The 26,372-nt window shown below is 67.9% G+C and carries 18 protein-coding genes, 1 other RNA gene and 1 riboswitch; of the genes, 3 read left to right on the top strand and 16 right to left on the bottom strand.

Annotated elements, in window-relative coordinates; translation table 11 throughout:
* Nucleotides 1-10: 10 nt before the first annotated feature.
* The 6 genes from TBU01S_RS07875 to dnaX form a co-directional block, all read right to left on the bottom strand.
* A complete protein-coding gene (locus tag TBU01S_RS07875; RefSeq protein WP_068636082.1) occupies nucleotides 11-766 on the bottom strand; it encodes a cytochrome c1 in 756 nt (251 codons plus the stop codon).
* Nucleotides 763-2,031, bottom strand: a complete 1,269-nt coding sequence (locus TBU01S_RS07870; RefSeq protein ID WP_068636081.1) for a cytochrome b — start codon at nucleotides 2,029-2,031, stop codon at nucleotides 763-765. The genes TBU01S_RS07875 and TBU01S_RS07870 overlap by 4 nt, the downstream gene beginning before the upstream one ends.
* 3 nt (nucleotides 2,032-2,034) lie before the next feature.
* Nucleotides 2,035-2,628 (bottom strand): ubiquinol-cytochrome c reductase iron-sulfur subunit, encoded by a 594-nt coding sequence (petA, locus tag TBU01S_RS07865; RefSeq protein ID WP_068636080.1) that lies wholly within the window; start codon nucleotides 2,626-2,628, stop codon nucleotides 2,035-2,037.
* Nucleotides 2,629-2,824: 196 nt separating this feature from the next.
* Nucleotides 2,825-3,418 (bottom strand): recombination mediator RecR, encoded by a 594-nt coding sequence (gene recR, locus TBU01S_RS07860; RefSeq protein WP_068636079.1) that lies wholly within the window; start codon nucleotides 3,416-3,418, stop codon nucleotides 2,825-2,827.
* Nucleotides 3,419-3,431: 13 nt separating this feature from the next.
* Nucleotides 3,432-3,755 carry a YbaB/EbfC family nucleoid-associated protein gene (locus TBU01S_RS07855; protein WP_068636078.1) on the bottom strand — a complete coding sequence of 108 codons (324 nt, stop codon included), beginning with the start codon at nucleotides 3,753-3,755 and terminating at the stop codon, nucleotides 3,432-3,434.
* A gap of 64 nt (nucleotides 3,756-3,819) precedes the next feature.
* Nucleotides 3,820-5,913 carry a DNA polymerase III subunit gamma/tau gene (gene dnaX, locus TBU01S_RS07850; RefSeq protein WP_068636077.1) on the bottom strand — a complete coding sequence of 698 codons (2,094 nt, stop codon included), beginning with the start codon at nucleotides 5,911-5,913 and terminating at the stop codon, nucleotides 3,820-3,822.
* 326 nt (nucleotides 5,914-6,239) lie between these two features.
* Between dnaX and TBU01S_RS07845 the strand changes: the two genes are divergently transcribed.
* Nucleotides 6,240-7,157 carry a ZIP family metal transporter gene (locus TBU01S_RS07845; protein ID WP_068636076.1) on the top strand — a complete coding sequence of 306 codons (918 nt, stop codon included), beginning with the start codon at nucleotides 6,240-6,242 and terminating at the stop codon, nucleotides 7,155-7,157.
* A 110-nt stretch (nucleotides 7,158-7,267) separates the two neighbouring features.
* On the opposite strand, the gene ffs is transcribed toward TBU01S_RS07845, so the two are convergent.
* Together ffs and TBU01S_RS07835 are read right to left on the bottom strand one after the other, a co-directional pair.
* Nucleotides 7,268-7,366, bottom strand: an RNA gene (ffs, locus tag TBU01S_RS07840) — signal recognition particle sRNA small type.
* A 45-nt stretch (nucleotides 7,367-7,411) separates the two neighbouring features.
* Nucleotides 7,412-9,100: an AMP-binding protein gene (locus tag TBU01S_RS07835; RefSeq protein ID WP_068636075.1), complete on the bottom strand. Its 1,689-nt coding sequence runs from the start codon at nucleotides 9,098-9,100 to the stop codon at nucleotides 7,412-7,414.
* A gap of 264 nt (nucleotides 9,101-9,364) precedes the next feature.
* Between TBU01S_RS07835 and TBU01S_RS07830 the strand changes: the two genes are divergently transcribed.
* The gene (locus tag TBU01S_RS07830; RefSeq protein ID WP_068636074.1) at nucleotides 9,365-10,189 is read left to right on the top strand and encodes an NADPH-dependent oxidoreductase; all 825 of its coding nucleotides are present in this window, start codon (nucleotides 9,365-9,367) and stop codon (nucleotides 10,187-10,189) included.
* 164 nt (nucleotides 10,190-10,353) lie between these two features.
* The gene (locus TBU01S_RS07825; protein ID WP_068636073.1) at nucleotides 10,354-13,110 is read left to right on the top strand and encodes a bifunctional diguanylate cyclase/phosphodiesterase; all 2,757 of its coding nucleotides are present in this window, start codon (nucleotides 10,354-10,356) and stop codon (nucleotides 13,108-13,110) included.
* 69 nt (nucleotides 13,111-13,179) lie between these two features.
* On the opposite strand, the gene TBU01S_RS07820 is transcribed toward TBU01S_RS07825, so the two are convergent.
* From TBU01S_RS07820 to bluB, 8 genes are all read right to left on the bottom strand, one after another.
* Entirely contained in the window at nucleotides 13,180-17,466 is a 4,287-nt protein-coding gene (locus TBU01S_RS07820; protein WP_068636072.1) for a bifunctional nitrate reductase/sulfite reductase flavoprotein subunit alpha, read from the bottom strand.
* Nucleotides 17,467-17,476: 10 nt separating this feature from the next.
* A complete protein-coding gene (gene nirD, locus TBU01S_RS07815; protein WP_083953513.1) occupies nucleotides 17,477-17,881 on the bottom strand; it encodes a nitrite reductase small subunit NirD in 405 nt (134 codons plus the stop codon).
* Nucleotides 17,882-17,892: 11 nt separating this feature from the next.
* Complete coding sequence (gene nirB / locus TBU01S_RS07810) at nucleotides 17,893-20,457, bottom strand: nitrite reductase large subunit NirB (RefSeq protein WP_068636071.1); 2,565 nt, start codon at nucleotides 20,455-20,457, stop codon at nucleotides 17,893-17,895.
* 85 nt (nucleotides 20,458-20,542) lie between these two features.
* On the bottom strand, nucleotides 20,543-21,337 hold the full coding sequence (locus TBU01S_RS07805) for an ABC transporter ATP-binding protein (protein ID WP_068636070.1): 795 nt from the start codon (nucleotides 21,335-21,337) through the stop codon (nucleotides 20,543-20,545).
* Nucleotides 21,338-21,348: 11 nt separating this feature from the next.
* The gene (gene ntrB / locus TBU01S_RS07800) at nucleotides 21,349-22,335 is read right to left on the bottom strand and encodes a nitrate ABC transporter permease (protein ID WP_245650871.1); all 987 of its coding nucleotides are present in this window, start codon (nucleotides 22,333-22,335) and stop codon (nucleotides 21,349-21,351) included.
* A 16-nt stretch (nucleotides 22,336-22,351) separates the two neighbouring features.
* Nucleotides 22,352-23,611 (bottom strand): CmpA/NrtA family ABC transporter substrate-binding protein, encoded by a 1,260-nt coding sequence (locus TBU01S_RS07795; protein ID WP_068636069.1) that lies wholly within the window; start codon nucleotides 23,609-23,611, stop codon nucleotides 22,352-22,354.
* A 297-nt stretch (nucleotides 23,612-23,908) separates the two neighbouring features.
* Nucleotides 23,909-25,210, bottom strand: a complete 1,302-nt coding sequence (locus TBU01S_RS07790) for a nitrate regulatory protein (protein WP_068636068.1) — start codon at nucleotides 25,208-25,210, stop codon at nucleotides 23,909-23,911.
* Nucleotides 25,211-25,349: 139 nt separating this feature from the next.
* On the bottom strand, nucleotides 25,350-26,084 hold the full coding sequence (gene bluB / locus TBU01S_RS07785; protein WP_068636067.1) for a 5,6-dimethylbenzimidazole synthase: 735 nt from the start codon (nucleotides 26,082-26,084) through the stop codon (nucleotides 25,350-25,352).
* A gap of 48 nt (nucleotides 26,085-26,132) precedes the next feature.
* A riboswitch (cobalamin riboswitch) is annotated at nucleotides 26,133-26,325 on the bottom strand.
* Nucleotides 26,326-26,372: the final 47 nt, after the last annotated feature.

Here is a 26,372-nt window from a genome sequence, read left to right as displayed (position 1 = left end):
GCGGTTCCGATCAATGAATGTCCTTCCAGTAGTTCTTCTTCAGGGCATAGGCCAGCACGAAGAAACCTGCCAGGAAGATCAGCACGACGGTACCGATCGCCTTGCGCTTCTCGGCCACCGGCTCGCCCATCCAGACGAGGAAGGAGACCAGATCGGCCACGGCCTTGTCGTACTCCTCGACCGACAGCTTGCCGGGCTTGGCCAGCGTCAGCTCGACATGCTTGGAACCGTCGGCGTTCTCGGTGACCTTGGCCACCTGCTCGCCCTGCAGTTCCCACAGCACGTGCGGCATGCCGACGTTCTCGAAGATCACGTTGTTCCAGCCGGTCGGACGCTCGGCGTCGCGGTAGAACTGGCGCAGATAGGTGTAGAGCCAGTCCGCACCGCTGCCGTCGCCGGAAGCGCGCGAACGCGCGATCACCGACAGATCCGGCGGCGCTGCGCCGAACCAGGTCGTGCCATCGGCGCGGCTCATGCTGATCTTCATCAGATCGCCGACCTTCTCGCCGGTGAACAACAGGTTGTCGCGGATCATCTGCTCGGACAGGCCGATGTTCTCCAGCTGGTTGTAGCGCACGTAGGACGCGCCATGACAGTTCAGACAGTAATTGACGAACAGCTTGGCGCCATGCTGCAGTGCAGCCGGCTCGGTGCTCACCGGCGCCTTGTCGAGGTTCACCGAGACGTCGGCCGCCAGCGTAAGCGCCGGGGCGAACAGCAGCACGGCTGCTGCACGCTTGACGAAATTGATCACGCGCATTTTCATTTGAAGTTCACCCTTTCCGGTTCGGCCTTGCACTTGTCGAGCTTGCTGTACCACGGCATCAGCAGGAAGAACGCGAAATACAGCACCGAGCAGATCTGCGACACCAGGGTACGGCCCGGGGTCGGGGGCAGCACGCCCAGGTAGCCCAGGATGAAGAAGCACACCACGAAGATCGCCACGGCGATCTTGAAGATCGGCCCCTTGTAGCGGATCGACTTCACCGGGCTGCGGTCCAGCCAGGGCAGGAAGGCGATGATCACCACCGACGCGCCCATCGCCACCACGCCCCAGAACTTGGCGTCGAGCCCGAACAGCGGGTAGGTGACCGCGCGCAGGATCGAGTAGAACGGCGTGAAGTACCACACCGGCGCGATGTGCGGCGGCGTCTTCAGCGGGTCGGCCGGAATGAAGTTGTTGAACTCCAGGAAGTAGCCGCCGCCTTCGGGCGCGAAGAACACCACCGCGCTGAAGAAGAACAGGAAGGCGACGACGCCGACGATGTCCTTGACGGTGTAGTACGGGTGGAACGGGATGCCGTCCAGCGGGATGCCGTTGGCGTCCTTCTTCTTCTTGATCTCGACGCCGTCGGGGTTGTTCGAGCCGACTTCGTGCAGCGCGATGATGTGCGCGACGACGAGGCCGATCAGCACCAGCGGCACGGCGATGACGTGGAAGGAGAAGAAGCGGTTCAGCGTGGCGTCGGAAACGACGTAGTCGCCGCGGATGACCAGCGACAGGTCCGGACCGATGACGGGAATCGCCGAGAACAGGTTGACGATGACCTGCGCGCCCCAGAAGGACATCTGGCCCCAGGGCAGCAGATAGCCCATGAAGGCTTCGGCCATCAGCACCAGGAAGATCAGCGTGCCGAAGATCCAGATCAACTCGCGCGGCTTGCGGTAGGAACCGTAGAGCAGGCCGCGGAACATGTGCAGGTACACGACGATGAAGAAGGCCGAGGCGCCGGTCGAGTGCAGGTAGCGGATCAGCCAGCCGCCCGGCACCTCGCGCATGATGTACTCGACGCTGGCGAAGGCCACCGGCACGCCGGCGGCGTTCAGCGACGCATCCGGCTTGTAGTGCATGACCAGGAAGATGCCGGTCAGGATCTGGATCACCAGCACCAGCAGCGCCAGCGAACCGAAGAAGTACCAGAAGTTGAAGTTTTTCGGGGCGTAGTATTCGGTGAGGTGCCCCTTGATGGACGACGTCAGCGGGAAACGCTCGTCGATCCAGTTCAGCACAGCCTGGGATTTGGTCGTCATCGCTTATGCCTTCCCGTCTTCGCCAACAAGAATGGTGGTATCCGCGAGGTACTGGTGCGGCGGAATCTCGAGGTTGTCCGGCGCCGGCATGCTGCTATAGACGCGGCCGGCCAAGTCGAAAAGCGAACCGTGGCAGGGGCACAGGAAGCCACCGGGCCAATCCGCGCCCATGCCACTCTCGGCACCCATCTTGAACTTCTCGGACGGAGAACAGCCCAGGTGAGTACAGATGCCGACCGCGACCAGATACTCGGGCTTGATCGAGCGGTACTTGTTCTTGGCATACTCCGGCTGCATCGGCTTGTCGGACGCGGGATCGCTGACCTTCTCGTCGGTCTTGTCGAGCGACGCCAGCATCTCGGGCGTGCGGCGCAGGATCCACACCGGCTTGCCACGCCACTCCACCGTCATCATCTCGCCCGGAGCGAGCTTGCCCACATCCACTTCGACCGGCGCACCGGCTGCCTTGGCACGCTCGGACGGCGTCAGGCTGGCAACGAACGGCACCGCTGTTGCCACAGCGGCGGCACCGCCCGCGGCGGATGTCGCCAGCAGCAGGGTGCGGCGGCTGCTGTCCATCTTTTGATCAACGCTCATGACCCTCTTCCCTGAAAGGAAAACGAAAGACCTGGATACAAATAACTTCGGGATTATAGCGAAGTCGCCGCAGCAGAGAAAGCACGAAGGCCGGATCGCCAATGGGAACAAGGCTTTCCGCGTGGCATCCATGCGACGCGGCGCCATCGCCGGCGGCATTTTTGCTGCATCGCAAAACCCGTTCGATCCACTTGCCTCAGACCGAGCGCCGCTCGATCAGCGCCTGCGCGATCGTGCCGGTGTCGGTATGCTCGAGCTCGCCGCCAACCGGCACGCCGCGCGACAGGCGGCTGACTTTCAGCCCGCGGGCCGACAGCAGGCTGGCGACGGTGTGGGCGGTCGCCTCGCCTTCGTTGGTGAAGTTGGTGGCGAGGATGACCTCCCCGACCTTGCCGTCGCTCGCGCGCGCGATCAGCTTGTCGAGCCGCAGCTCCCTCGGCCCGATGCCGTCGAGCGGCGACAGGCGCCCCATCAGCACGTAGTACATCCCGCTGTATGACTGCGTCTGCTCGATCATCGCCAGATCGGCCGGCATCTCGACCACGCACAGCAAGGAAGCGTCGCGGCGCGGGTTGGCGCAGCGTGCACAGACCGCCTCCTCGCTGAAGGTGTTGCAGCGCTCGCAGTGGCGCAGCACGTCGAGCGCATGGGCGAGCGCACCGGCCAGCCGTGCGGCACCGCGCTGATCGCGCTGCAGCAGGTGGTAGGCCATGCGCTGCGCCGACTTCGGCCCGACGCCGGGCAGGCAGCGCAGAGCTTCGATCAGCTCGTCGAGGCTGGAAGGCGACATCCACCCGCTCCCGTCAGAACGGCAGCTTCATGCCCGGCGGCAGGTTCAGGCCGGCGGTGAAGCCCGACATCTTTTCCTGGGTGGTGGTTTCAACCTTGCGCACCGCATCGTTCAGCGCGGCGGCGACCAGATCTTCCAGCATTTCCTTGTCGTCCATCACCGAATCGTCGATCGACACGCGGCGCACGTCGTACTTGCAGGTCATCAGCACCTTGACCATGCCGGCGCCGGACTGGCCCTCGACTTCGACCGAAGCGAGTTGCTCCTGCATCTTCTTCATGTTTTCCTGCATCTGCTGGGCCTGCTTCATCAGCCCGGCGATTCCGCCTTTCATCATGCTGGCTACTCCACTGGAATTGATCGTTCAAACTGGGGGAAGGAAGGCGGCAAGCCACCGCCATTCACAAGGGTTTCACGCTGTTCTCGACCAGCGTCGCATCGAAGCGCTCGATCAGCTCGCGCACGAAAGGGTCGGCCTCGAGCGCCGCGACCGCCTCGGCATGGCGTGCCCGGCGCTCGATCTCGTCGCGCTGGGCCGGCGTCTCGCCGGCGATGTCGCCGACTTCGATGCGCACCCGCAGCGCCCGCCCGGCCGCATTGCCGAGCATGTCCTGCAGCCGCTCAGCCGCCGCGCGGTTCATGTCGAACAGGTGGCGATGCGCATTCGACAGCCGCAGACGCAGCTCGCCATCGTCGAAATCGAGCCATTCGCAATGCTGCGCGAGTTCGCGCATCAGGCCGCTCAAGCCGAGCGCCCTGATCAGGCCGCGCCAGTCGCCCATCGCCAGCAGGGCGGCCACGTCGCCGCCGGTTGCCGTCGGCACTGCGGCCCCGGCGGTCAGCGGCACTTCCGGCTCCGCGGTCGCGACAGGCTCGCCCGGCTGCACCGCCGCCACGGCAGACGCAGGCCCGGCTTCGCGCGCGCCCGCCACCACGGCACCGACCGGCACGGCCGGCGGCACAAGCGCAGAGGCGGGATAGTCCCCGGCATAGGCCTCGGGCGGCAGTTCTTCCCACGGCGGCACGTCATGGTCGCCGCCCGACGGCGCCGGCGCGGGCACGGGCACGGCACCGAGCTCCGCACACCGGGGCATGTCCGCGGACGGCGGGGGCGGCTCGGCAGGCCGGGAGCCGGCCGCAGGCGGCGCGGAAGGGGCGATCGGGGCAGCAGCCTGCGCCGCACGCGGAACGCGGAGTTCGGCAACGCGCAGCGGCGCTGCGCCGCCCGCTTTCCCGGGTTCGGTGGCCGCGCTTGCCGGAACCGGCCCCGCCGACGGCTTCGCCGGTTCGGGCGCCTCGCCGGCCGGTGCCCGGGGCGATGCCGCCGGCGGCTGGACGGCAGCCGGCACCACCGGGCCCCGGGCCTGGCCGCTGCCGGCAGGCGCCACGCCAGGGCTGCCGAGCGCGGCCGGCTGCTCCGGGCGGAAGGCATGCAGGCGCAGCAGCGTCATCGCGAAGCCGGTGTATTCGTCCGGTGCCAAGGGCAGCTCGTCGCGGCCGTGGATGGCGATCTGGTAGGCCAATTGCAGGAACTCAGCGTCGAAAGCGGCAACGTAGGCGACGATGCGGGCACGTTCCACTTCGTCCGTGATGGCTTCCGGCGCATGCTGCGCAAGCGCGATGCGATGGAACAGGCTCGCCAGCGACTGCAGCGCCGCATCGAAGGACAGGCTGCGCGCCTCCATGCCGTCCGCCACCGCCACCAGGCCGGCCACGCTGCCGGCCGCCAGCGCATCGAGCACCGCATACAGGTGGTCGTCGCCGACCGTGCCGAGCATGTGCGTGACCTGCTCCTCCTCGACCTTGCCGGCGCCATGCGCGATCGACTGGTCCAGCAGCGACAGCGCATCGCGCATCGAGCCGCTGGCGGCCTTGGCGAGGTGGCGCAGCGCGCCCGGTTCGAACGGCACCGCCTCGGCCTGCAGGATGCGCGTGAGGTGGTCGACGATGTGGCCGGGCGGCATCTGCTTGAGGTTGAACTGCAGGCAGCGCGACAGCACCGTGACCGGAATCTTTTGCGGATCGGTGGTGGCGAGGATGAACTTGACGTGCTCGGGCGGCTCTTCCAGCGTCTTCAGCATGGCGTTGAAGGCGTGGCCGGTCAGCATGTGCACTTCGTCGATCATGTAGACCTTGTAGCGGCCCTGCACCGGCGCATACACCGCCTTGTCCAGCAGCGCCGCCATGTCGTCGACGCCGCGGTTGGAGGCAGCGTCCATCTCGACGTAGTCCGGGAAGCGGTCGGCGTCGATCGCCCGGCAGGCCTCGCATTCGCCGCAGGGCTCGGCGGTGACGCCGGTCTCGCAGTTCAGCGCCTTGGCCAGGATGCGGCTGATGGTGGTCTTGCCGACGCCGCGGGTGCCGGTGAACAGCCAGGCATGGTGCAGCCTGCCGGTGGCGAGCGCATGCGTCAGCGCCCGCACGACGTGCTCCTGACCGACCAGCGTACCGAAGGACTTCGGCCGCCACTTGCGCGCAAGGACCTGATAGCTCATGGCGCCCGATTCTAGCAGAGCGGGAGGCCCCGTCCGGTGCCGATCGCGCGAGCGGCCGAAATGCCGATCGATAGCAAAAAAGAATTGACGTTATTTTTCTTATCAATTTGAGCTATCAATCTCCCGAACCTATCCTTGTATCGAACCCAAGGAATCCAGGAGGAACCGGACATGAACCCATCCCGCTCCGACATCGGCGCCTTGTTCGAACTGTTCTGCCAGGTGTGCGCCGAGTTCGCGCAGACGCTCTAGCGCCATGCACGGCCGGCCGCACTTGATCGGCCGTGCGGTTTCCACCCGAAGCATCGATCAGAAGGAATCCATCCATGGTTGCCGAAGTCGCCCGTCTGCACCTCCAGCCCGCCAGCCCCTCCGGCGTCGCACGTGCGCTCGCCGGCTGGATGATCACGCTCACCGGCCTTGCCGTCCTGGCGGCCCAGGCGCTGCGCGGCATCGACGGTTTCGAGCTGCCGCTCGCCGCTGCGCTGTCCGGCGGTGCGATGGCGGCGGGCGCCACTGCACTGGGGGCGCTGCCGGTGCTGACGCTGCGCCGGATCGGCGCCGGCATGCAAGCCATGCTGCTCGGTTTCGGTGCCGGCGTGATGCTGGCCGCCAGTCTGTTCTCGTTGCTGCTGCCGGCATTCGAGGCGGCGCAGGCTCAAGGTCGGGGGCCATCCGGCGCCGGCATGCTGGTGGCAACCGGATTCCTGAGCGGCGCCCTGCTGTTGCTGGCAATGGACCGCCTGCTGCCCCATTCGCACACGCCCGCCCGGGCAGGATCCAGCGACGTGCGCAACGGCACCTCGGCGTGGCTGTTCGTGTTCGCGATCGCGGTGCACAACATTCCCGAAGGCCTGGCGATCGGCGTGGCATCCGGGCTCGGCGAACTGCAGGCCGGCAGCGGCAGCGCCGTCGCCACCGGCATCTCGCTGCAGAACGTGCCCGAAGGCCTGATCGTCGCCATCGCTCTCGCCACGGCCGGCTACAGCCGCATGTTCGCCTTCGTCGTCGCCACCGCGTCCGGCCTGATCGAGCCGATTGCCGCGATCACCGGTTCGATGGCGGTTTCCGCTTCCGCGGAGATCCTGCCATGGGGACTGGCAATGGCAGCAGGGGCGATGCTGTTCGTCGTCAGCCACGAAATCATTCCGGAATCGCATCGCCGGGGCCGCGAAACCCTCGCAACCGGCGGGCTGATCCTCGGTTTCGTCACGATGATGCTGCTGGACGGCCTGCTCGGCTGAAAACCGGGCCCTCACGGCGGCGCCAGGGAGAAATTCGCAGGCTTCCCGGTTCAGAAAGTGAAAAAGCCGAGGCGCTCCGCAACGGAGCATCCTCGGCTTTCCGGATTCGGGGTGGCGAGCCCGACCCCCGGCACTTGCAGGAAACGGCTGTGGCTGCTGCCTTCCGGCCCTGACCAGATTCACCGCGCTGCAATGCGGGGAGACCCGCCACGGCCGGCATTGTAGCAGCATGCCGGCCGTGTGGGGCCCGAGGCTCAGCCTTTCAGTTCGGGGAAGTCCTCCTCGAAGAACTCGAGTTCGCCACGCGCCTCCTGGGCGCGGAGCTCTTCGGCCTTGCGCAGCTCGACACGGCGGATCTTGCCCGAGATCGTCTTGGGCAGGTCGGCGAAGGACAGGCGGCGGATGCGCTTGTACGGTGCCAGCCGTTCGCGGGTGAAGGCGAAGATGTCCCTGGCCAGTTCCCTGCTCGGCTGCTGCCCGGCGACCAGGATCACGAAGGCCTTGGGCACGGCCAGGCGCACCGGATCGGGGCTGGGCACCACCGCGGCCTCGGCCACCGCCGGGTGCTCGATCAGCACGCTTTCCAGTTCGAACGGGCTGATCCGGTAGTCCGAAGCCTTGAACACGTCGTCGGCACGGCCGACATAGGTGATGTAGCCATCGGCATCGATGCTGGCGACGTCGCCGGTGCGGTAGTGGCCGTCACGCATCACTTCGGCGGTCTTGGCCTCGTCGCCCGCATAGCCGACCATCAGCCCGGTCGGGCGGTGCTCACCCGTCACCAGCGAAATCTCGCCCTCATCGACGGGGTTGCTGTCGGCGTCGAGCAGCGCAATCCTGTAGCCGGGCAGCGGCCTGCCCATCGAGCCGGGCTTGAGCGGCTGGTCGGGCGTATTGCCGATCTGCGCGGTCGTCTCGGTCTGGCCGTAGCCGTCGCGGATGGTGATGCCCCAGGCCTTCTTCACCTGCTCGATGACTTCGGGGTTCAGCGGCTCGCCGGCACCGATCAGCTCGCGCAGGCGGGTCTTCACCGCGGCGAGATCCTGCTGGATCAGCATGCGCCACACGGTCGGCGGTGCGCACATCGTGGAGACTTCGTATTTCACCAGCACGTCGAGCAGCGCCCTGGCGTCGAAGCGGCCGTAGTTGTACAGGAACACGCAGGCCCCGGCGTTCCAGGGTGCGAAGAAGCAGCTCCAGGCATGCTTCGCCCAGCCCGGCGAGGAGATGTTCATGTGGCGGTCGCCGGGCTTCAGGCCGATCCAGTACATCGTCGACAGATGGCCGACCGGGTAGGACTGGTGGGTGTGCAGCACGAGCTTGGGCTTGGAGGTGGTGCCCGAAGTGAAGTACAGCAGCAGCGGGTCGTCCGCGCGGGTGACGCCTTCCGGGGTGAAGGCGTCGGATTCGGCGGCGGCATCCTCGAAGGCCTTCCAGCCGGCCGGCGCGCCGCCCACGGCGATGCGGGTGAACTCGCCCGGCAGGCTCTCGAACTTGCCGGTATGGGCCGAACCGATGACCACGTGCCTGACCTGGCCGCGTTCCACCCGGTCGACCAGGTCGTCCGGCGTCAGCAGCGTGGTGGCGGGAATCACCACCGCACCGAGCTTGATCGCCGCCAGCATGGTTTCCCACAGCGGCACTTCGTTGCCGAGCATGATCAGGATGCGGTCGCCGCGCTCGACGCCCTGGCTGCGCAGCCAGTTGGCGACACGGTTCGAACGCGCCGACATCTCGGCGAAGCTCAGCTTCGACTCGCGGCCGTCCTCTTCGACGATCCACAGCGCCGGATCGTCGTTGCCCTGCGCGAGGGCGTCGAAGTGATCCAGCGCCCAATTGAACTCCGTCAGTTCCGGCCACTTGAAGCCGGCGTAGGCGGTGGCGTAGTCGCTGCGGTGTTGCAGCAGGAAATCGCGCGCGGCGATGAATTCAGCAGCACTCATGGTGCCTCTCCTCCTGGTTGTCGTCGAAAGCTGTCGACAGGCATGTTGCTGCATGCCTGCTCTTATCGTTTATTACGTTGACGTTAACGTAATAAACGCCTGAAATCAAACGATAGCACTCGCCGGCACCAGGGCGGGGAGTACGGCGGCCGGCATCCCTGCCCCGCACTTTCGAAGATGCCTGCCGAAGGACTTGCCGAACGGCTCGCCGAAGCGCAACCGCAGCGCCATACTTGCGGCCTTGCGACAACGACCGGAGTAAAGATGTCCCTCGTCCAGCAACGCCTTCACGCCCGCTATGGCAACGACGCGGGCGGCCCCCTCGAGATCGCCTGCACCCCGCTGATCGAACAGCTTCTCGACCACCGCTCGGTGCGCGGCTACCTGCCCGATCCCGTCAGCGACGACATGCTGGCAGCCATCATTGCTGCCGCGCAGTCGGCGGCCAGCTCGTCCAACCTGCAGGCCTGGAGCGTCATCGCCGTGCGCGACCCGGCCACGCGCGCTGCCCTCGCCGAATGCGCCGGCGGCCAGGCCCACGTCAGGGACGCGCCACTGCAGCTGGTCTGGCTCGCCGACCTCGCCCGCCTGGCCCATGTCGCCGAAACCACCGGGCGCCCGGCTGAAGCGCTCGACTACACCGAGATGTTCCTCGTCGGCGTCATCGATGCCGCGCTCGCGGCACAGAATGCCGCCGCCGCGGCCGAGTCGCTGGGGCTGGGCACGGTCTATATCGGCGGCATGCGCAACCAGCCAGAGAAGGTCGCGGAGCTGCTGGCGCTGCCCCAGCGCGTGGTCGCGGTGTTCGGCATGTGTGTCGGCCACCCCGACCCCGCACATTACGCGGCAGTCAAGCCGCGGCCGCCGCAATCGGTCGTACTGCACCACGAAAAATACTCGCTGGCAGCGCAGGAGAGCGGCATCGAAGCCTACAACGCCGCGATGGCCCGCTTCTACGACGAGCAGCGCATGAACGTGCGCGGCACCTGGGCCGTGCATTCGGCCAAGCGCATCGCCGGCCCGCAGCCCCTGTCCGGCCGCGACCGCCTGGTCGAGGCGCTGCGTGCACGCGGCTTCCAGCTCAAGTAGGGATACGAGGCGGGAGGCAGGCACAGCGAGTGGCCGCAGACCGTGATGCACTCGACAGCCCAGGGTAGTCCCGGCAAGACAGGATTACCCATTTTGGGGCATATTGCGCACATCCGCGACGGGCCAGCCCCCGGCCTGCCGACCAACGTTTCCCAAGAGGCAAGATGATCCGCAATTCGCTGCGCCTGCGGCTGTGGCTGACGATCGGCCTCGCCCTGGCACCAGTGCTGATGTTCGCACTGGCGGACTACCGCCAGCAGCGCACGCTAACCATCGAGCGCGCGCACGAGGAAATCCGTCAGTATCTGTCCGCCGCCCGCAGGGAGGCGGACAAAGCCCACCAGAACGTGGGCCTCGCACTGCGGTTGATGGCCCGTTCGAACGACTTGCGCTCGAACGACAGCACCGCCTGCGAAGACATCGCCCGGCGCGTGCTCGCGTCGATGGAGGACGTCATGAATATCGGCGCGGCCCGCTCGGACGGCGAGATTTTCTGCAGCGCGCTGCCCGGACGCAAAACCGCCAACATCGCCGACCGCGCCTGGTTCCAGGCCACCCTCGACGGAAACGGCATCTCCCACGGCGAGTCCTACATCGGCCGCATATCGAACAAACCCGTACTGACGTTCGGCTATCCGCTGAGTAGCCCCGAAGGCAAGACGAATGGCCTCGTATTCGCAACGCTGTCACTGGACTGGCTCAACAGCCTGATCGAAGATTTCAAGCTTCCGCCGGGCTGGGAGGCCAGCCTGGTCGACCAGCGCGGCCATGTCCTGGCGCACTACCCCAATCCCGAGCAGTGGCAGAACCACGTCCTCGCGCCGGATGAACTGGCTCAACTGCGCCACACGCTGACGGCGGCAGGCGGCATCGCCGAACTGGCCGGCCCCGACGGCAAACGGCGGCTGTACGGCGTCACCTCCCCGGGTTTCACCTCGGCAAACGATCTCATCGCGATCGGCTCCCCGCTCGAACGCTCGCTCAGCGCAGTCGACCGGCGCTTCCAGATCCACCTGGCGATCTTCGCCGCCGTGGCCCTGCTGTCGGCACTGGTGGCCCGCCTGTACATCTATCAGTCGATCGAGGTATGGACCTCGCGCATCCGCAACGCGGTGGCACGGATTGCCGCCGGCGAGCTGGACACCCGTGTCGGCCACGGTGCGAAAGTCGAGGAGCTGGACGAGGTCAGCGCCGGCATCGACCACATGGCCGCGGAAATCCAGCGGCGCGACGCCGAACTGCGCCGGCTGTCGATGGCGATCGAACAAAGCCCGGAGTGCGTCGTCATCACCGACACCAACGCCTGCATCGAATACGTCAACGACGCCTTCCTGCGCATCACCGGCTACAGCCGCGAGGAAATCATCGGCCGGAATCCGCGCATCCTGAACACCGGCAGAACACCGAAAGAAACCTACATGGATCTGTGGGACACGCTGACCCGCGGCGAAGTCTGGCGCGGCGAATTCCACAACTCCCGCAAGGACGGCTCAGGCTATCTCGAGTTGGCCACGATCGCGCCGATCAAGCAGGCCGACGGCACGATCACGCACTACGTCGCCGTCAAGGAAGACATCACCCAGCGCAAGCAGTCCGAAGCCCTGCTGCATCGCCTCGCCTACTACGACGCGCTGACCGGGCTGCCCAACCGCGCCCTGCTGCGCGACCGCCTCGAGCAGGCGATCCGCGTCAGCAGCCGCAACGAAGTCTGGGGCATGCTGCTGTTGCTGGACATCGACCGCTTCCGCAAGCTCAACGACTCCCTCGGCCACAGCAGCGGCGACCAGTTGCTGAAGGTGCTCAGCGAGCGGCTGCAGGCAGCCGTGCGCGAGGACGACACCGTCGCCCGCCACGGCGACGACGACTTCGCCATCATCATCGAGAACATCGGCGCCGGCGAGGCCGACGCCATTGCCCGTGCCGAGCTGATCGCCAAGAAGCTGCACAAGGAACTGGACATCCCCTACCAGTTGGGCGGCGCGCAGAAAGGCCCCTACTACGCGACACTGAGCGTCGGCATCAGCCTCTTCCGCGGCCACGCCTCCTCACCCGAAACACTGCTGAAGCAGGCCGAAGTCGCGCTCTACTCGGCAAAGGAGGACGGCCGCAACGCCATCCGCTTCTTCAACCCGGCGATGCAGGCCGTGGTCGATGCGCACACGCGCATGGAGATCGGCTTGCGCGCGGCGCTCGACAACGGCGGTTTCCACCTGCTCTACCAGCCCCAGGTCGATCGCCAGGGCCGGCCCGCCGGCGCCGAAGCCCTGATCCGCTGGTCCGGCCCGGACGGAACGACCATCTCGCCAGCCGAATTCATTCCGCTCGCCGAGGACACCGGGCTGATCGTGCAGATCGGACAGTGGGTGCTCGACACCGCCTGCGCGCAGCTCGCACGATGGCAGCAGTCGGCGGCGACCCGCCACCTGTCGATCGCGGTCAACGTCAGCGCACGGCAGTTCCGCCAGGCAGATTTCGTCAGCCTCGTGCGCAGCGCGATCGAGCGCGCGGGCGCCGATCCGTCCCGGCTGAAGCTCGAATTGACCGAGAGCGCGATTCTCGACGATCTCGACCAGAGCGTCACCCGCATGAACCAGCTGCGCAAACTCGGCATCCAGTTCGCGCTGGACGACTTCGGCACCGGCTATTCCTCGCTGTCCTACCTCAAGCGCCTGCCCTTCGCCCAGTTGAAGATCGACCGCTCCTTCATCCACGACATGGCAGAGGACGAAGGCAGCGAGGCCATCGTGATCGCCATCCTGTCGATGAGCCACGCCCTGAGCCTGGAAGTGGTTGCCGAAGGCGTCGAGACGCCGATCCAGCGCGAGTTCCTGCGCCTGCGCGGCTGCGAACTCTTCCAGGGCTACCTGTTCGGCAAGCCCCTGCCGATCGAGGAGTGGCAGGATTTCCTGGCGATGGTGTGAGCACGGCCTGCACCGCGGCTCGGGCGCAGCGGGCGGCATGATGGATCGCGCGGTCCGCGCCGGTGGCGCTCAATACACATCGCGCAGGTAGCGCCGGTCGCGGCCCAGCGCCGCCACCCATTCGGCGGCGCGCTCGGCGCTCATGCCGCCGTGGATGGCCACCACCTGTTTCAGCGCCGCATCGACGTCGCGCGCCATGCGTGCCGCATCGCCGCAGACGTAGAAATGGGCGCCCTCCTGCAGCCATGCCCACAGCCGCGCACCGTGCTCGATCATGCGCTGCTGGACGTAGACCTTTTCCGCCTGGTCGCGCGAGAAAGCGGTATCGAGCCGATGCAGGCTGCCGTCGCGCAGCATGCCTTCCAGTTCGTCGCGGTAGTAGAAACCGGTGGCCGCATGCCGCTCGCCGAACAACAGCCAGTTGCGCCCGCCTGCACCGGTGGCGCGGCGCTCCTGCAGAAAGGCGCGGAAGGGCGCGATGCCGGTGCCGGGACCGACCATGATCATCGGCGCGGCGGGATCCTGCGGCGGGCGGAAATGGGCCGAGCGCTGCACGAAGACCGGCACCTCGGCGTGCTGCGCACGGTCGGCGAGGAAGGTCGAGCACACGCCGCCGCGCGGCCGGCCCTCGCAGGCGTAGCGCACGGTCGAGACCGTCAGATGCACCTCGTCGGGGCAGGCCTTGGGGCTGGACGAAATCGAATACAGCCGCGGCTGCAGCCGCTTCAGCACCGGCAGCCATTCGCCGGCCTCGACCTCGATCGGGAACTGCAGCAGCAGATCGGTGATCTGCCGGCCCCACAGCCACTCCTTCAGCGCCTCCCGGCGATCGTCGCCGAACAGGCGGGCGAGTTCCGCACTGGCCGAACGCTCGCAGACGAAGCGCAGCAGATCCGGCGTGATGCGCGTGATGTCGAAGTGGCGCACCAGCGCGTCGGCCAGTGTCATTTCGCCGTGGCCGTCGACGCTCACCAGGGCCGACGCGGGCAGATTCAGCACAGCCAGCAGTTCCGCCACCAATTCCGGGCAGTTGCCCGGCCACACACCCAGCGCGTCCCCGGCCTCGTAAGCCAGGCCGGTGCCGGACAGATCGAACACGAACTGCCGCACCTCCTTGCCCGCACCGGCGCCGCTGAGCAGGCGGTCGAGCTTCAGGCGGACGGGCTGCGGTGAGGCCCGGCCGGGCCGCGACAGGCCGGGTGCGGCACGATCTGACGCGATGCGATCGGTCTGCGGGGCAGGCACGGCTGCCGGCTGGGGCACAGCCGGCAAGGACGCCGACTCGCCGGCATCCGCCGCTCCGGCGAATGCAGCGGCAGGTTCGGCTACCGGCTCAGCCGCCTCGGCCCAGGCCTCGACGACAGCTTCCAGCCATGCCCTTGCCTTGTCCTCGTCGTCCGGCTCGCAGTCGACGCGCGGCAGCAGCCGGCGCGCGCCGAGCGCCTCCAGGCGGGCATCGAGCTTGCGGCCGAAGCCGCAGAACTGGTCGTAGCTGGAGTCGCCGAATGCGAGGACGGCGAAGGCGGTGCCATCGAGCCGGGGCACGGCATCGGTCTGCAGCTTCTCCCACAAGCTGCTGCCGTTGTCGGGCGGATCGCCGTCGCCGAAGGTGCTGGCCAGCAGCAGCACACGCGGCGCCGCAGCCAACCGGTCCGGGCTGGCAGCGTCCATGCCCAGCACGGTGACGGCGTGGCCTGCCTGCTCCAGACGCCCGGCGCAGCGCGCTGCCCAGGCCTCGGCATTGCCGGTCTGCGATGCCCACAGGACCAGCACCGGCTGGCGTGCAGCAATATCGCCGGCACCGCTGCCCGCGGCCGCCGGCAAGGCTTCGCCGATCCGGCTGCGGGCGAAGAGCCCAGCCAGCATGCCGTCGAGAAACAGGCGTTTCGACGTCTCAAGAGGAGCGCTGGGCGGCAGTACCGGCACACCGCCGCCGCTGCGCGCAGCCTCGGTGCGCAGCGCAGCGAGATAGCCTTGCAGATACAGGCGCTCATGGGCGTCCAGCGTGAGCGGCGGCGTGTCGTCGAGACCGAGCAAGCCGGCCAGGGCGTCGATGTGCTGCATGTCCAGTTCCTCGATGTCTTGGCCCTGCGCGTCCATGCCTGCAAGCACAGTTGCAGTTGCCGCCGCATGCGGCATGGCCCGGGCCTCGCGCCGGCTGCCGGCAGCGCCTGCTTCCGGCGCAGCCACCGCTTCCCCCATCACTCGCATCAACGTGACGGCGCAGAACTTCAATTCGGGCTGCAGCGATGCCTCATCCACCGCATCGCTGGTGACCGCGTTGATCGCCAGGTTCTCTCCGAACACGTCGTTCCAGTGGAAGGGAGCGAAGCAGTTGCCCGCACGCACCCGGTCGGAGATGCTGGCCGGCAGCACCGCGCGCCCGCGGCGCGAACGCACTTCCACCCGGTCTCCGGCCGCGATGCCGAGCCGCTTCGCGTCTTCGGGATGAAGCTCGATGAAGGGGCCGGGATTGAGCTTGTTCAGCGTGGCGATCCTGCCGGTCTTGGTCAGCGTGTGCCACTGGTGCTGCAGGCGGCCGGTATTGAGCACGAAGGGAAAATCCTCGTCCGGGAGTTCGGCAGGTGGCAGCCACGGCCGGGCGAAGAAGACGCCCCTGCCGCTGTCGGTGGCGAAGGCCAGCCGCGGCCGCCGGCCATCCGGCGCCTGCCTCAGCGCCTGGCTCACACCGTCGTTGAGGTAGCGCAGCGGCTGGCGGTCCCGTTCGCCGTCCGGCGGGCAAGGCCATTGCAGCGGGCCCCGGCGCAGGCGCTCGTGGCTGGCGCCGCGGATGTCGTAGCCCGTCTTGGGGTTCCAGAAGCCTTTGATCTCCTCGAACACTTCGGCTGCCGAGGCGTAGTCGAAGCCGTCGCCGTAGCCCATCGCACAGGCCACGCGGGCGATGATCTGCCAGTCCGGCAGGGCTTCGCCTGGCGGCGCCACGGCCTGCTGCGCCAGCGTCATGTTGCGTTCGGAGTTGATCATCACGCCGTCGGCTTCGGCCCACAGCGCGCCCGGCAGCAGGATGTCGGCGTAGCGGTTGGTCTCGGTGTCGAGGAAGGCGTCCTGGGTGATCACCAGTTCGGCCGCCTGCAGGCCGGCGATCACCTTGCCGCGGTCGGGCACGGTGGCCACCGGGTTGGTGCAGATGATCCAGCAAGCCTTGATCCGGCCGACAGCCATGTCCTCGAACATCGCCACCGTGCCGCCGCCCGCTTCCGCGCGCAGCGTGCCGGCCGGCAAACCCCACGCCTGCTCGACGAAAGCGCGGTCGGGCGCCGACAGCGCCGAGCGCTGGCCCGGCAGGCCCGGCCCCATGTAGCCCATCTCGCGCCCGCCCATCGCATTGGGCTGGCCGGTCAGCGAGAACGGTCCGCTGCCCGGGCGGCAGATCGCGCCGGTGGCCAGGTGCAGGTTGCAGAGGGCATTGGTGTGCCAGGTGCCGCGCGTGCTCTGGTTCAGGCCCATGGTCCAGCAGCTCATCCACTCGGGCGTCTGACCGATCCAGTCGGCGGCCTTGCGGATGTCGTCCTCGGCAAGCCCGGTGATGCGGGCGACGGTCGCCGGCGGATAGTCTGCGAGGAAGCCGGGCATCGCCTCCCAGCCCTCGGTGAATTCGGCGATGAAGGCTTCGTCGATGCGGCCGTTGCCAACCAGCAGGTGCAGCAGGCCGTTGAGCAGGGCCAGGTCGGTGCCCGGCCGGATCTGCAGGAACAGGTCAGCCTTCTCCGCCGTGGCGCTGCGCCGCGGATCGACGACGATCAGCCGCGCACCGGCCTTGACCCTGTCCATCATGCGCAGGAACAGGATCGGATGGCAGTCGGCCATGTTGGCGCCGATGACGAAGAACAGCTCGGCGCGGTCGAAGTCCTGGTAGGAGCCGGGCGGACCGTCCGAACCCAGCGAGAGCTTGTAGCCGCTGCCGGCGCCGGCCATGCACAGGCGCGAGTTCGACTCGATGTTGCGGGTGCCGATCCAGCCCTTGGCGAGCTTGTTGGCGAGGTACTGCGCTTCCAGCGACATCTGGCCGGAGACGTATAAGGCGATGGCGTCCGGGCCATCGCGCTCCAGGATGCGGCGCAGGCGGCCGGCGGTTTCGGCGATGGCCTGGTCGATCGCGGCCGGCACCGGATCCTGCTCGCGCCGGCTGCGCAGGTAGGCGTGGGTCAGCCGCCCCGGATCGCCGATCGGCTGGGCGCAGGTGCTGCCCTTGGTGCACAGGCGGCCGAAGTTGCTCGGGTGCGACTTGTCGCCGCTGACCTTCACCACCTTGCCGTCCGCCACCTCCATGCGCAGGCCGCAGCCGACGCCGCAGTAGGGGCAGACGGATTTCACCACGCTGGCCGCCGTCGTCATCGCAGCAACCTCAGGCTTCGACCCATACCGTGCCGCCGCGCAGTTCGACGGCCCAGGTGGCGAGCGGCGTGTCCGGATTCTCGATGCAGCCGCCGTCGCGCAGCCGGTAGTGCTGCTTGTAGATCGGCGAAGCCACCACCGGCTCGCCGCCGAGGTCTCCGACGATGCCGCGCCACAGCACGTTGGCACCGCTGTTGGGGTCGTGGTTGTCGATGGCGTAGAGGCTGTCGTCGGCGAGGCGGAAGATGGCGATCTGGCGGCCGCCCAGCAGCGCGCACACGCCGGTGTCGGGCCAGATGTCGTCCAGCGCGCAGACCGGCTGCCACACCGGTCCGGCGGTGGCGGCAACGGCAGGCGCTGCCGCGGGAACGTGTGCCGCCACGGCGGCGGCGGCGGGGGCGGTCATGACGGTCATGGCAGGCTCCTTCAGACGGTTTCGGCGACGACCGGAATGCCCTTGAAGCGCTCGCGCTTCTCGGCCTCGGTGGCCGGACGGATCTGGCCGCGTTCGCGCACGAAGACGATGTTGTCGTCGGCCGCGTCGCTGTTGACGAAAGTGCGCATGCGCCGCAGCACCGCCGGGTCCTCGATGGCCTTCTTCCATTCGCAGGCGTAGCTGCCGACCACCTGGGCCATTTCGGCTTCCAGTTCGGCAGCCAGCCCGAGGCTGTCCTCGAGGATCACCGCCTTGAGGTAGTCCAGCCCGCCTTCGAGGTTGTCGCGCCAGGTGCTGGTGCGCTGCAGGCGGTCGGCAGTGCGGATGTAGAACATCAGGAAGCGGTCGATCATGCGCACCAGCGTGGCCTCGTCGAGGTCGCTGGCGAGCAGCTCGGCGTGGCGCGGCTTCATGCCGCCGTTGCCGCAGACGTAGAGGTTCCAGCCGCGCTCGGTGGCGATCACGCCGACGTCCTTGCCCTGCGCCTCGGCGCATTCGCGGGTGCAGCCGGAGACGCCGAACTTGATCTTGTGCGGCGCGCGCAAGCCCTTGTAGCGGTTCTCGAGCCGGATCGCCATGCCCACCGAATCCTGCACGCCGTAGCGGCACCAGGTCGAGCCGACACAGCTCTTCACCGTGCGCAGCGACTTGCCGTAGGCATGGCCGCTCTCGAAGCCGGCATCGACCAGCTCGCGCCAGATCAGCGGCAGCTCGTGCACCTGGGCGCCGAACATGTCGATGCGCTGGCCGCCGGTGATCTTGGTGTACAGCCCGTACTTGCTGGCGATGCGGCCGATCGCGATCAACTGCTCCGGCGTGATCTCGCCGGCGGCCACGCGCGGCACCACGGAGTAGCTGCCGTCCTTCTGGATGTTGCCGAGGAAGTAGTCGTTCGAATCCTGCAGCCGTGCCTGGTCCCGGTTCAGGATGAAGTCGTTCCAGCAGCTTGCCAGGATGCTGGCCGCGACCGGCTTGCAGATGTCGCAGCCGCGGCCCTTGCCGTGGCGCTGCAGCAGTTCGGCGAAACTACGGATCCCGCCCACGCGCACCAGGTGGTACAGCTCCTGGCGCGACCAGGCGAAGTGCTCGCACAGGTGCTTGCTGACTTCCACGCCCTGGCGCTTCAGCTCGGCGTTGAGCACCTGGGTCACCAGCGGCACGCAGCCGCCGCAGGAGGTGCCGGCGCGGGTCGCGGACTTCAGTTCACCGATGCTGTGCGCGCCGTCGGCCACCGCCGCGCACAGCTGGCCCTTGGTGACGCCGTTGCACGAGCACAGCACCGCACCCTCGGGCAGCGCATCCACGCCAAGGCCGGCTTTGGCCGTGCCGTCGGCGGCGGGCAGGATCATCTGCTCGGGCGCTTCGGGCAGGGCAATGCCGTTGAGCATCATCTGCAGCAGCGTGCCGTATTCGGCCGCGTCGCCCACCAGTACCGCGCCCAGCAGCCGCTTGCGGTCGGCGCTGACCACCAGCTTCTTGTAGATCTGCTTGAGCTCGTCGGTGAACACGCAGGACAGCGCGCCCCGCGTCCTGCCCTGGGCATCGCCGATGCTGGCGACATCCACGCCCATGAGCTTGAGCTTGGTACTCATGTCGGCGCCGGCGAAGACGGCATCGGCCACGCCGCCGAGGTGCCGGGCCGCCACCCGCGCCATGTCGTAGCCGGGCGCGACCAGGCCAAAGACCTGCTCGTTCCACGACGCGCACTCGCCGATCGCGTAGATGTCCGGATCGCTGCTGCGGCAGTGGTCGTCGATCACCACGCCGCCGCGCGGACCGATCGCGAGCAGGCACTGGCGCGCCAGTTCGTCACGGGCACGGATGCCGGCGGAGAACACGATCATGTCGGTCTCCAGCCAGCTGCCGTCGGCGAACACCATGCGGTGGCGCGCCTGGCGACCGTCGATGATCTCCACCGTGTTGCGCTCGGTATGCACCTGCACGCCCAGATCCTCGATCCGGCTGCGCAGGACGCGCCCGCCGCCGTCGTCGACCTGCACCACCATCAGCCGTGGGGCGAATTCGACCACGTGCGTGCGCAGGCCCATGTCGCGCAGCGCCTTGGCGCATTCCAGCCCGAGCAGGCCGCCGCCGACTACCACGCCGCTGCTGGAACGGGCACCGCTGGCCTGCATCGCTTCCAGGTCCTCGATGGTGCGATAGACGTGGCAGGCGTCGCGGTCGCGGCCCGGCACCGGCGGCACGAAGGGGTAGGAACCGGTGGCCAGCACCAGCTTGTCGTAGGCCAGCACTTCGCCGTCGGCCAGTTGCAAGGTGTTGTTGCGCCGTTCGATGCTGGCGACGCGCGCGTCCAGGCGCAGCGTCAGTCCCGGCCGCTCATAGAAGCCGGGCTCGACCAGCGACAGTTCCTCGGCGCGGGTGCCGGAAAAGAAGCTGGACAGATGCACGCGGTCGTAGGCCGGGCGCGGCTCCTCGCCGAGCACGGTGACGGCCAGGCCGGCGGCCGGCAGGTCGGGGTGCAGTGCGAGCAGTTCCTGCACGAAGCGGTGGCCGACCATGCCGTTGCCGACCACCACGAGTCTTTGCTGATGCATGAGGTTCTCCTTCAGGCCATGGGCACGGCGATGCAGCAGCCTGCCGCGTCGCGGCAGCCGTGCAAGCCGTGGCTGTCTGCGGCGCCTAGGCGGCGCGCTTCAACTGCTTGTGGTAGAGGAATTCCATGATCGCCGCGCGGCATTCGCCGAAATGGGCGTCATGCGCCAGGGCCAGCCGGTCGCGCGGCCGCTCGATGCCGACCTCGAGGATCTCGCCGATGGTTGCCGCCGGGCCGTTGGTCAGCATCACCACGCGATCCGACAGCAGCACCGCCTCGTCGACGTCGTGGGTGACCATCACCATCGTCGCCTTGGTCGCGGCGAGGATCTTCATCAGCTCGTCCTGCAGGTTGGCCCGGGTCAGCGCGTCGAGGGCGCCGAAAGGCTCGTCCATCAGCAGGATGCGCGGCTGCATCGACAACGCCCGGGCGATGCCGACGCGCTGCTTCATGCCGCCCGAGATCTCGTGCGGGAACTTGGTCTCGGCATGGGCCAGGCCGACCAGTTCGAGCGCCTCGTGGGTGCGCCGCTTCAGGCTGGCCTTGCCCTCCTTGGCCGCGAACACGCGCTCGACGGCGAGATAGACGTTGTCGAAGCAGGTCAGCCAGGGCAGCAGCGAGTGGTTCTGGAACACCACCGCGCGTTCCGGCCCCGGGCCGGCGATCTCGCGCCCGCCGCACAGCATCACGCCGCTGCTCGGCCGGGTCAGCCCGGCGATCAGGTTCAGCAGCGTCGACTTGCCGCAGCCGGAATGGCCGATCAGCGCGATGCTCTCGCCTTCGTGGATGTCGAGATCGATGTCGCGCAGGGCGACGAACCTGCCCTTCTTGGTGTCGAAACTCTGGCCGACATTCTCGATCTGGACGATCTTCTTCGTCATGATGGGTCTCCTCAACGGTTCTCGTAACTGAAACGGCGGGCGACCAGCATCAGCATCTGCTCGAGGATCAGGCCGACGATGCCGATGACGAAGATCGCGATGATGATGTGCTCGACCTTGAGGTTGTTCCATTCGTCCCACACCCAGAAGCCGATGCCGACGCCACCGGTGAGCATCTCCGCGGCGACGATGACCAGCCAGGCTGTGCCGATCGACAGGCGGATGCCGGTCAGCATGTAGGGCAGCACCGCCGGGAACAGGATCCTGGTGAAGACCTTCCACTCCGACAGGTTCAGCACGCGGGCGACGTTGAGATAGTCCTGCGGCACGCGGGTGACACCCTGGGCGGTGTTGAGGATCATCGGCCAGATCGAGCAGATGAAGATGGTCCAGGTCGCCGCCGGATCGGCACGCTGGAACACCAGCAGGCCGATCGGCAGCCAGGCCAGCGGCGACACCGGCCGCAGCAGGCTGATGATCGGGTTCAGCATCTGCGACAGCAGCGCGAAGCGGCCAAGCAGGAAGCCCGCCGGAATGCCGACCAATGCGGCGATGCCGAAGCCGATGCCGACCCGTTCGAGCGAGGCGAGCACGTTCCAGCCGATGCCCTGGTCGTTCGGCCCGTCGATGTAGAAAGGATCGGAGAACAGCGCCACCGCCGCATCCCAGGTCTGGCCCGGGCCGGGAATGCCGCCGCCGCCGAAGGTGGCGAGATGCCAGATGCCGATCAGCAGCGCCAGCCCGGCCAGCGGCGGCAGCACCGTGCGCAGTGCGGCCCTGGCCCACTCGCCGATCCGGCCGGCCAGCGGTTCGGCCGGCGGGCTGGCGCTTTTTCCCGCCTTTTCTTTCACGCCGCCTTCCACCTTGGCTGCGCTCGCCGTCGCCGGCAGCTCATTCCCTGTCTCGTCGATCGGCACCGCCGTCCTGCCGGCATCGGCTTCGGTGGCGTCGGTTCCGGCCATGTTTCCCGGCCGCGCCGCGATCATTGCTGCAGTCATGTTTCCGTCCTCCGGTTCAGGCCTTGAGCTTGAAGCTGCCGGCATACTTCGCCGGCTCCGTGCCGTCCCACACCACGCCGTCGATCAGCGTGCTGCTGCGCATCTCGCCCGCGGGCAGGGCGGCGCCGGCCGCGGTCGCCGCCTGGCGGTAGATGTCGAGGCGATTGATCGCGCGGGCGGTCGCCAGGTAATCGACGTCCCTGTCGAGCAGGCCCCAGCGCCGGTGCTGGGTCAGGAACCACATGCCGTCGGAGAGCCAGGGGAAGGTCGCGGCGCCGTCGCGGAAGAACTTCATCGCGTTGGCGTCCTGCCACTTGCGGCCGAGGCCGTTGTCGTAGTGGCCGAGGACCCGGCCTTCGATGACGTCGACGTCGGTATTGACGTAGGAGCGCGCGGCGATGACCTTGGCCGTCTCCTTGCGGTTGGCCTCCGAGGCGTCGATCCAGCGCGAGGCGTCGAGCACCGCGGCGGTCAGTGCCCGCGCCGCGTTGGGATGCTTGTCGACCCAGGCGGCGCTCGTGCCGAGCACCTTCTCCGGATGGTCGGTCCAGATGTCCTGGGTGGTGACCGCGGTGAAACCGATGCCGTCGATGACCGCGCGCTGGTTCCAGGGCTCGCCGACGCAGTAGCCGTGCATGTTGCCGACGCGGGCGTTGGCCACCATCTGCGGCGGCGGCACGACGATGCTCTTGACGTCCTTGAACGGATGAATGTCGTGCGCCGCCAGCCAGTAGTACAGCCACATCGCATGGGTGCCGGTCGGGAAGGTCTGGGCGAAGGTGTAGCTGCCCGGTTCGTTCGCCGCCACCAGCTTCTTCAGCGACGCGCCATCGGCCACGCCCTTCTCCTTCAACTGGGACGCGAGCGTGATGGCCTGGCCGTTGTTGTTCAGCGTCATCAGCACCGCCATGTCCCGCTTCGGCCCGCCGACGCCCATATGCACGCCATAGACGAGGCCGTACAGCACGTGCGCGGCATCCAACTCGCCCGACAGCAGCTTGTCGCGCACCGAGGCCCAGTTCGCTTCCTTGCTCGGCACGATCCTGATGCCGTACTTCTCGTCGAACTTCTTCACCGCCGCCATCACCACCGAGGCACAGTCGGTCAGCGGGATGAAGCCGACCTTGATCTCCTTCTTTTCCGGCGCATCGGAGCCGGCGGCCCAGGCGCCGCCGGGAAACAGGCCCGGCAGCAGCGCGGCCGTGCCGGCCGCGGCCCCCGCCTTGATGAAGCCGCGGCGCGACAGCACCGTGGTTCCGGTCTTGAGCGTCTTCATGATGTGCTCCTTGGAAAGCATGGAAAAAACGAAAAGGCGCCCATCCCCCGCTTCGCGCAGCGCGAAGGGGAATGGACGCCGTTGTCCTGTGTTCGAGTCGGAAGATCGAATGCAGGGCCGCCGTTGGCCCAGTCTTGCCCTAGCCTATGCAGCAAGCGTGCCAGTTTTCAGGATCGATTCGTTTCCCTTGCATTTCATCGGTTTGCCAGCTGGCTGCATGGCGACGCGGCGAGGCCGGATGCACTGCTGCAGTGCAGCATCGACAGTTGCCTGCACATCCCTGGTGCGCCGTCCCGCCTAGTGCCTGCCCAGCACCGGGGCCAGCGCCAGCGTCGCCGCGGCGACCTCGGCCAGGCGCCGCCCCTGGCTCATCGCGGTCTGGCGCAGCAGGCGGTAGGCCTCGTCCTCGGAAAGGCCGCGGCAGGACATCAGCAGGCCTTTCGCACGCTCGATCAGCTTGCGCTCGTCCAGCGCCGCACGCGCCGCGTCGAGTTCGTCGCTCATCGCCTGCAGGCGCTGCGACTGGGCATGGAGCAGATCGACGATCGAACGCCGCAGTTGCGGGCCGAAAGGCTCATCGTCCCGGGCGCGAGCCAGAGGTTCTGCCGGCGCCCCCTCCCCGGTCACCTCGGTACCGATCAGCATGTCGAGCGGCGCCCGGACCTCCGGCGCTGCGGACAAGGCTTCGAGCAAAGCCGCCTGGTCCTGCGCCTCGATCCGCGCCGAGGCGATCCGCCGCGCGCAGGATTCGCCCAGGCCGCGGGCGAGCGCCACCTCGGCTTCGTGCATCTGGTCGAGGCGCTGCGAGCAGCAGTCGAACCAGGCCTCGGCCAGCGCGGGATCGAGCGCCGAACCCAGCGTCGACGCCAGCAGCATCCGGCGCAGGCGCTCGAGTTCGGCCAGCGGCATGACGGACTGCAGCGCCCGCCACTGGCGCAGCACCTCGTCGCCGCAGAAACCTTCGAAGCGCCGGAAGCACTGCGCCTGCGCATCGATCAGATGCAGGATGGCCTGCACGCGATCGGGCGCCGGATGCCCCGCGGCGAACAGCGCCGCGCCCAGGGCACGCTCCTGGCCGGCGAACTCCTTGCCCTGCATCAGGTTGAACAACGCCACCAGCAGCCGCGAAACCCCGGGATCGACCGCCACGTCGGCGGCCTCGAACACCAGCGCGAGCAAGGCCGCGATGATCTCGCCGTAGCGCGCGGTCGACGCGTCGGGCCGGCAGCGCCGGGCGGCGATGTCGCCGCGCAGCCCGGGCAAGGCATCCAGCGCATGCAGTGCAAGCGCGATGCGCGTCAGCAGGCGCGCACCGCCATGCACCGCGCCGCCCGACTTCTCGCCGCCCGGCTCCGGGCGCTCGAGCCAGCCCCGGACCCCGGCCTCCGCGGCCCGGCTGGCAAGCAGTTGCGCTTCGCGCTGGGGACCGAAACGGGCGCCTTCCGAGCCGAGAAAGACGTTGGAAGCGCCGCGTTCCCGCTGGAGCTGGTGGACGAGTCCGCTCACCGCCTGCACCAGTTCGCAGCTGAGCGCGAGCCGTTCGAGGTCATCGATTTCGCAGCGGCGCGCTGCGAGCAGAAATGCGAGCGCCGTCTTCATCCTCTCTCCGCAATCCTCGTTGCCGTCGCCACAGCCGGAATGGCCGTGGCGACAACGACAAGCAATTGCCGTGCAAGCCTGTGCGCGCCGCGCCGGGCGGCGGCTGCGCGAAGGCCGAAGAAGCGGAATGGTGGCCCGGTTATGCCGGCATGGCGCGCGATACGGCGTCGGCGAAACGCTCGCCCGCTTCGTCCGCCTCGCCCTGCCAGCGATCGAAATGCAGCAGCTCGGTCAGCGGCATGCGCTTGAGCCAGCCGGCCGATTCCAGTTCCGGGCGCTCATGGAAATGGCTGACATGGCCGATGCAGAGATAGGCGATCGGCACGATCCCGTCCGGAATGCCGAGCGTCTCGCGCAGCGCCTGCGGGTGCAGGATGCTGACCCAGCCCACGCCCAGCCCTTCGGCACGCGCCGCCAGCCACAGGTTCTGCACCGCGCAGACCGCGCTGTAGATGTCCATCTCCGGCATGTGGGTGCGGCCGACCACCACCGGGCCGTTGCGGCTGCGATCGCAGGTGATGCAGAGGTTGAGCGGCGCTTCCAGGATGCCCTCGAGCTTCAGCTTGCGATACGTGCCCCGCTTGCCGGTCTCGAACATCTGTTCGGCTTCGGCATGGGCGGCGAGGAAATCGCGGTGGATCCGCTCGCGCACCTCGCGCGAACGCACGATGACGAAGTCCCAGGGCTGCATGAAGCCGACCGAGGGCGCGTGGTGGGCGGCGGTCAGGACGCGCGCCAGTACCTCGTCGGCAATGGGATCGGGCAGGAACTGCCCGCGCACGTCGCGCCGGGTATGGATCGCGCGGTAAACGGCGGCGCGCTCGGCGACGCTGAAGGATGGATCGGTCTGGATGGTTTGTGCATGGCTGCTCACGGAGTCGTCCCCTTGGCGTGAAGCAGTGGGCAGCCGCCGACCAGACGGCTGCTTGGACGCTTCGGGGCCGGTCTTCCGGCTGAGGATCATCCCGTCCGGGCGCCTTCCCGGCCCTTGCAGGCCAGTGGCTGGGCAAACCTTGCCCGGACAGTCCCCTTCACGGCGCTGGGCACGCAGCGGATTTGCACCGCTTTCCCGATTCTCCCGCGCAGGCGCGGGCACCCCGAAGCTCGAAAGACGTGAAGCGTATTGAATCGCGCTGCGGCTGGCAAGCTGCGGCCGGCAAGG

It is taken from the genome of Thauera butanivorans NBRC 103042 (genome assembly GCF_001591165.1).
Classification (GTDB): Bacteria; Pseudomonadota; Gammaproteobacteria; order Burkholderiales; family Rhodocyclaceae; genus Thauera; species Thauera butanivorans.
The sequence above is the reverse complement of the archived record's forward strand: the minus strand, read 5'-3'. Positions and strand labels throughout refer to the sequence as shown.

Excerpts from the sequence above, each read along its gene's own strand:
- TBU01S_RS07875 (WP_068636082.1), bottom strand. The coding sequence starts at position 766 with ATGAAAATGCGCGTGATCAATTTCGTCAAGCGTGCAGCAGCCGTGCTG.
- TBU01S_RS07870 (WP_068636081.1), bottom strand. The coding sequence starts at position 2,031 with ATGACGACCAAATCCCAGGCTGTGCTGAACTGGATCGACGAGCGTTTC.
- petA (WP_068636080.1), bottom strand. The coding sequence starts at position 2,628 with ATGAGCGTTGATCAAAAGATGGACAGCAGCCGCCGCACCCTGCTGCTG.
- recR (WP_068636079.1), bottom strand. The coding sequence starts at position 3,418 with ATGTCGCCTTCCAGCCTCGACGAGCTGATCGAAGCTCTGCGCTGCCTG.
- TBU01S_RS07855 (WP_068636078.1), bottom strand. The coding sequence starts at position 3,755 with ATGATGAAAGGCGGAATCGCCGGGCTGATGAAGCAGGCCCAGCAGATG.
- dnaX (WP_068636077.1), bottom strand. The coding sequence starts at position 5,913 with ATGAGCTATCAGGTCCTTGCGCGCAAGTGGCGGCCGAAGTCCTTCGGT.
- TBU01S_RS07845 (WP_068636076.1), top strand. The coding sequence starts at position 6,240 with ATGGTTGCCGAAGTCGCCCGTCTGCACCTCCAGCCCGCCAGCCCCTCC.
- TBU01S_RS07835 (WP_068636075.1), bottom strand. The coding sequence starts at position 9,100 with ATGAGTGCTGCTGAATTCATCGCCGCGCGCGATTTCCTGCTGCAACAC.
- TBU01S_RS07830 (WP_068636074.1), top strand. The coding sequence starts at position 9,365 with ATGTCCCTCGTCCAGCAACGCCTTCACGCCCGCTATGGCAACGACGCG.
- TBU01S_RS07825 (WP_068636073.1), top strand. The coding sequence starts at position 10,354 with ATGATCCGCAATTCGCTGCGCCTGCGGCTGTGGCTGACGATCGGCCTC.
- TBU01S_RS07820 (WP_068636072.1), bottom strand. The coding sequence starts at position 17,466 with ATGACGACGGCGGCCAGCGTGGTGAAATCCGTCTGCCCCTACTGCGGC.
- nirD (WP_083953513.1), bottom strand. The coding sequence starts at position 17,881 with ATGACCGTCATGACCGCCCCCGCCGCCGCCGCCGTGGCGGCACACGTT.
- nirB (WP_068636071.1), bottom strand. The coding sequence starts at position 20,457 with ATGCATCAGCAAAGACTCGTGGTGGTCGGCAACGGCATGGTCGGCCAC.
- TBU01S_RS07805 (WP_068636070.1), bottom strand. The coding sequence starts at position 21,337 with ATGACGAAGAAGATCGTCCAGATCGAGAATGTCGGCCAGAGTTTCGAC.
- ntrB (WP_245650871.1), bottom strand. The coding sequence starts at position 22,335 with ATGACTGCAGCAATGATCGCGGCGCGGCCGGGAAACATGGCCGGAACC.
- TBU01S_RS07795 (WP_068636069.1), bottom strand. The coding sequence starts at position 23,611 with ATGAAGACGCTCAAGACCGGAACCACGGTGCTGTCGCGCCGCGGCTTC.
- TBU01S_RS07790 (WP_068636068.1), bottom strand. The coding sequence starts at position 25,210 with ATGAAGACGGCGCTCGCATTTCTGCTCGCAGCGCGCCGCTGCGAAATC.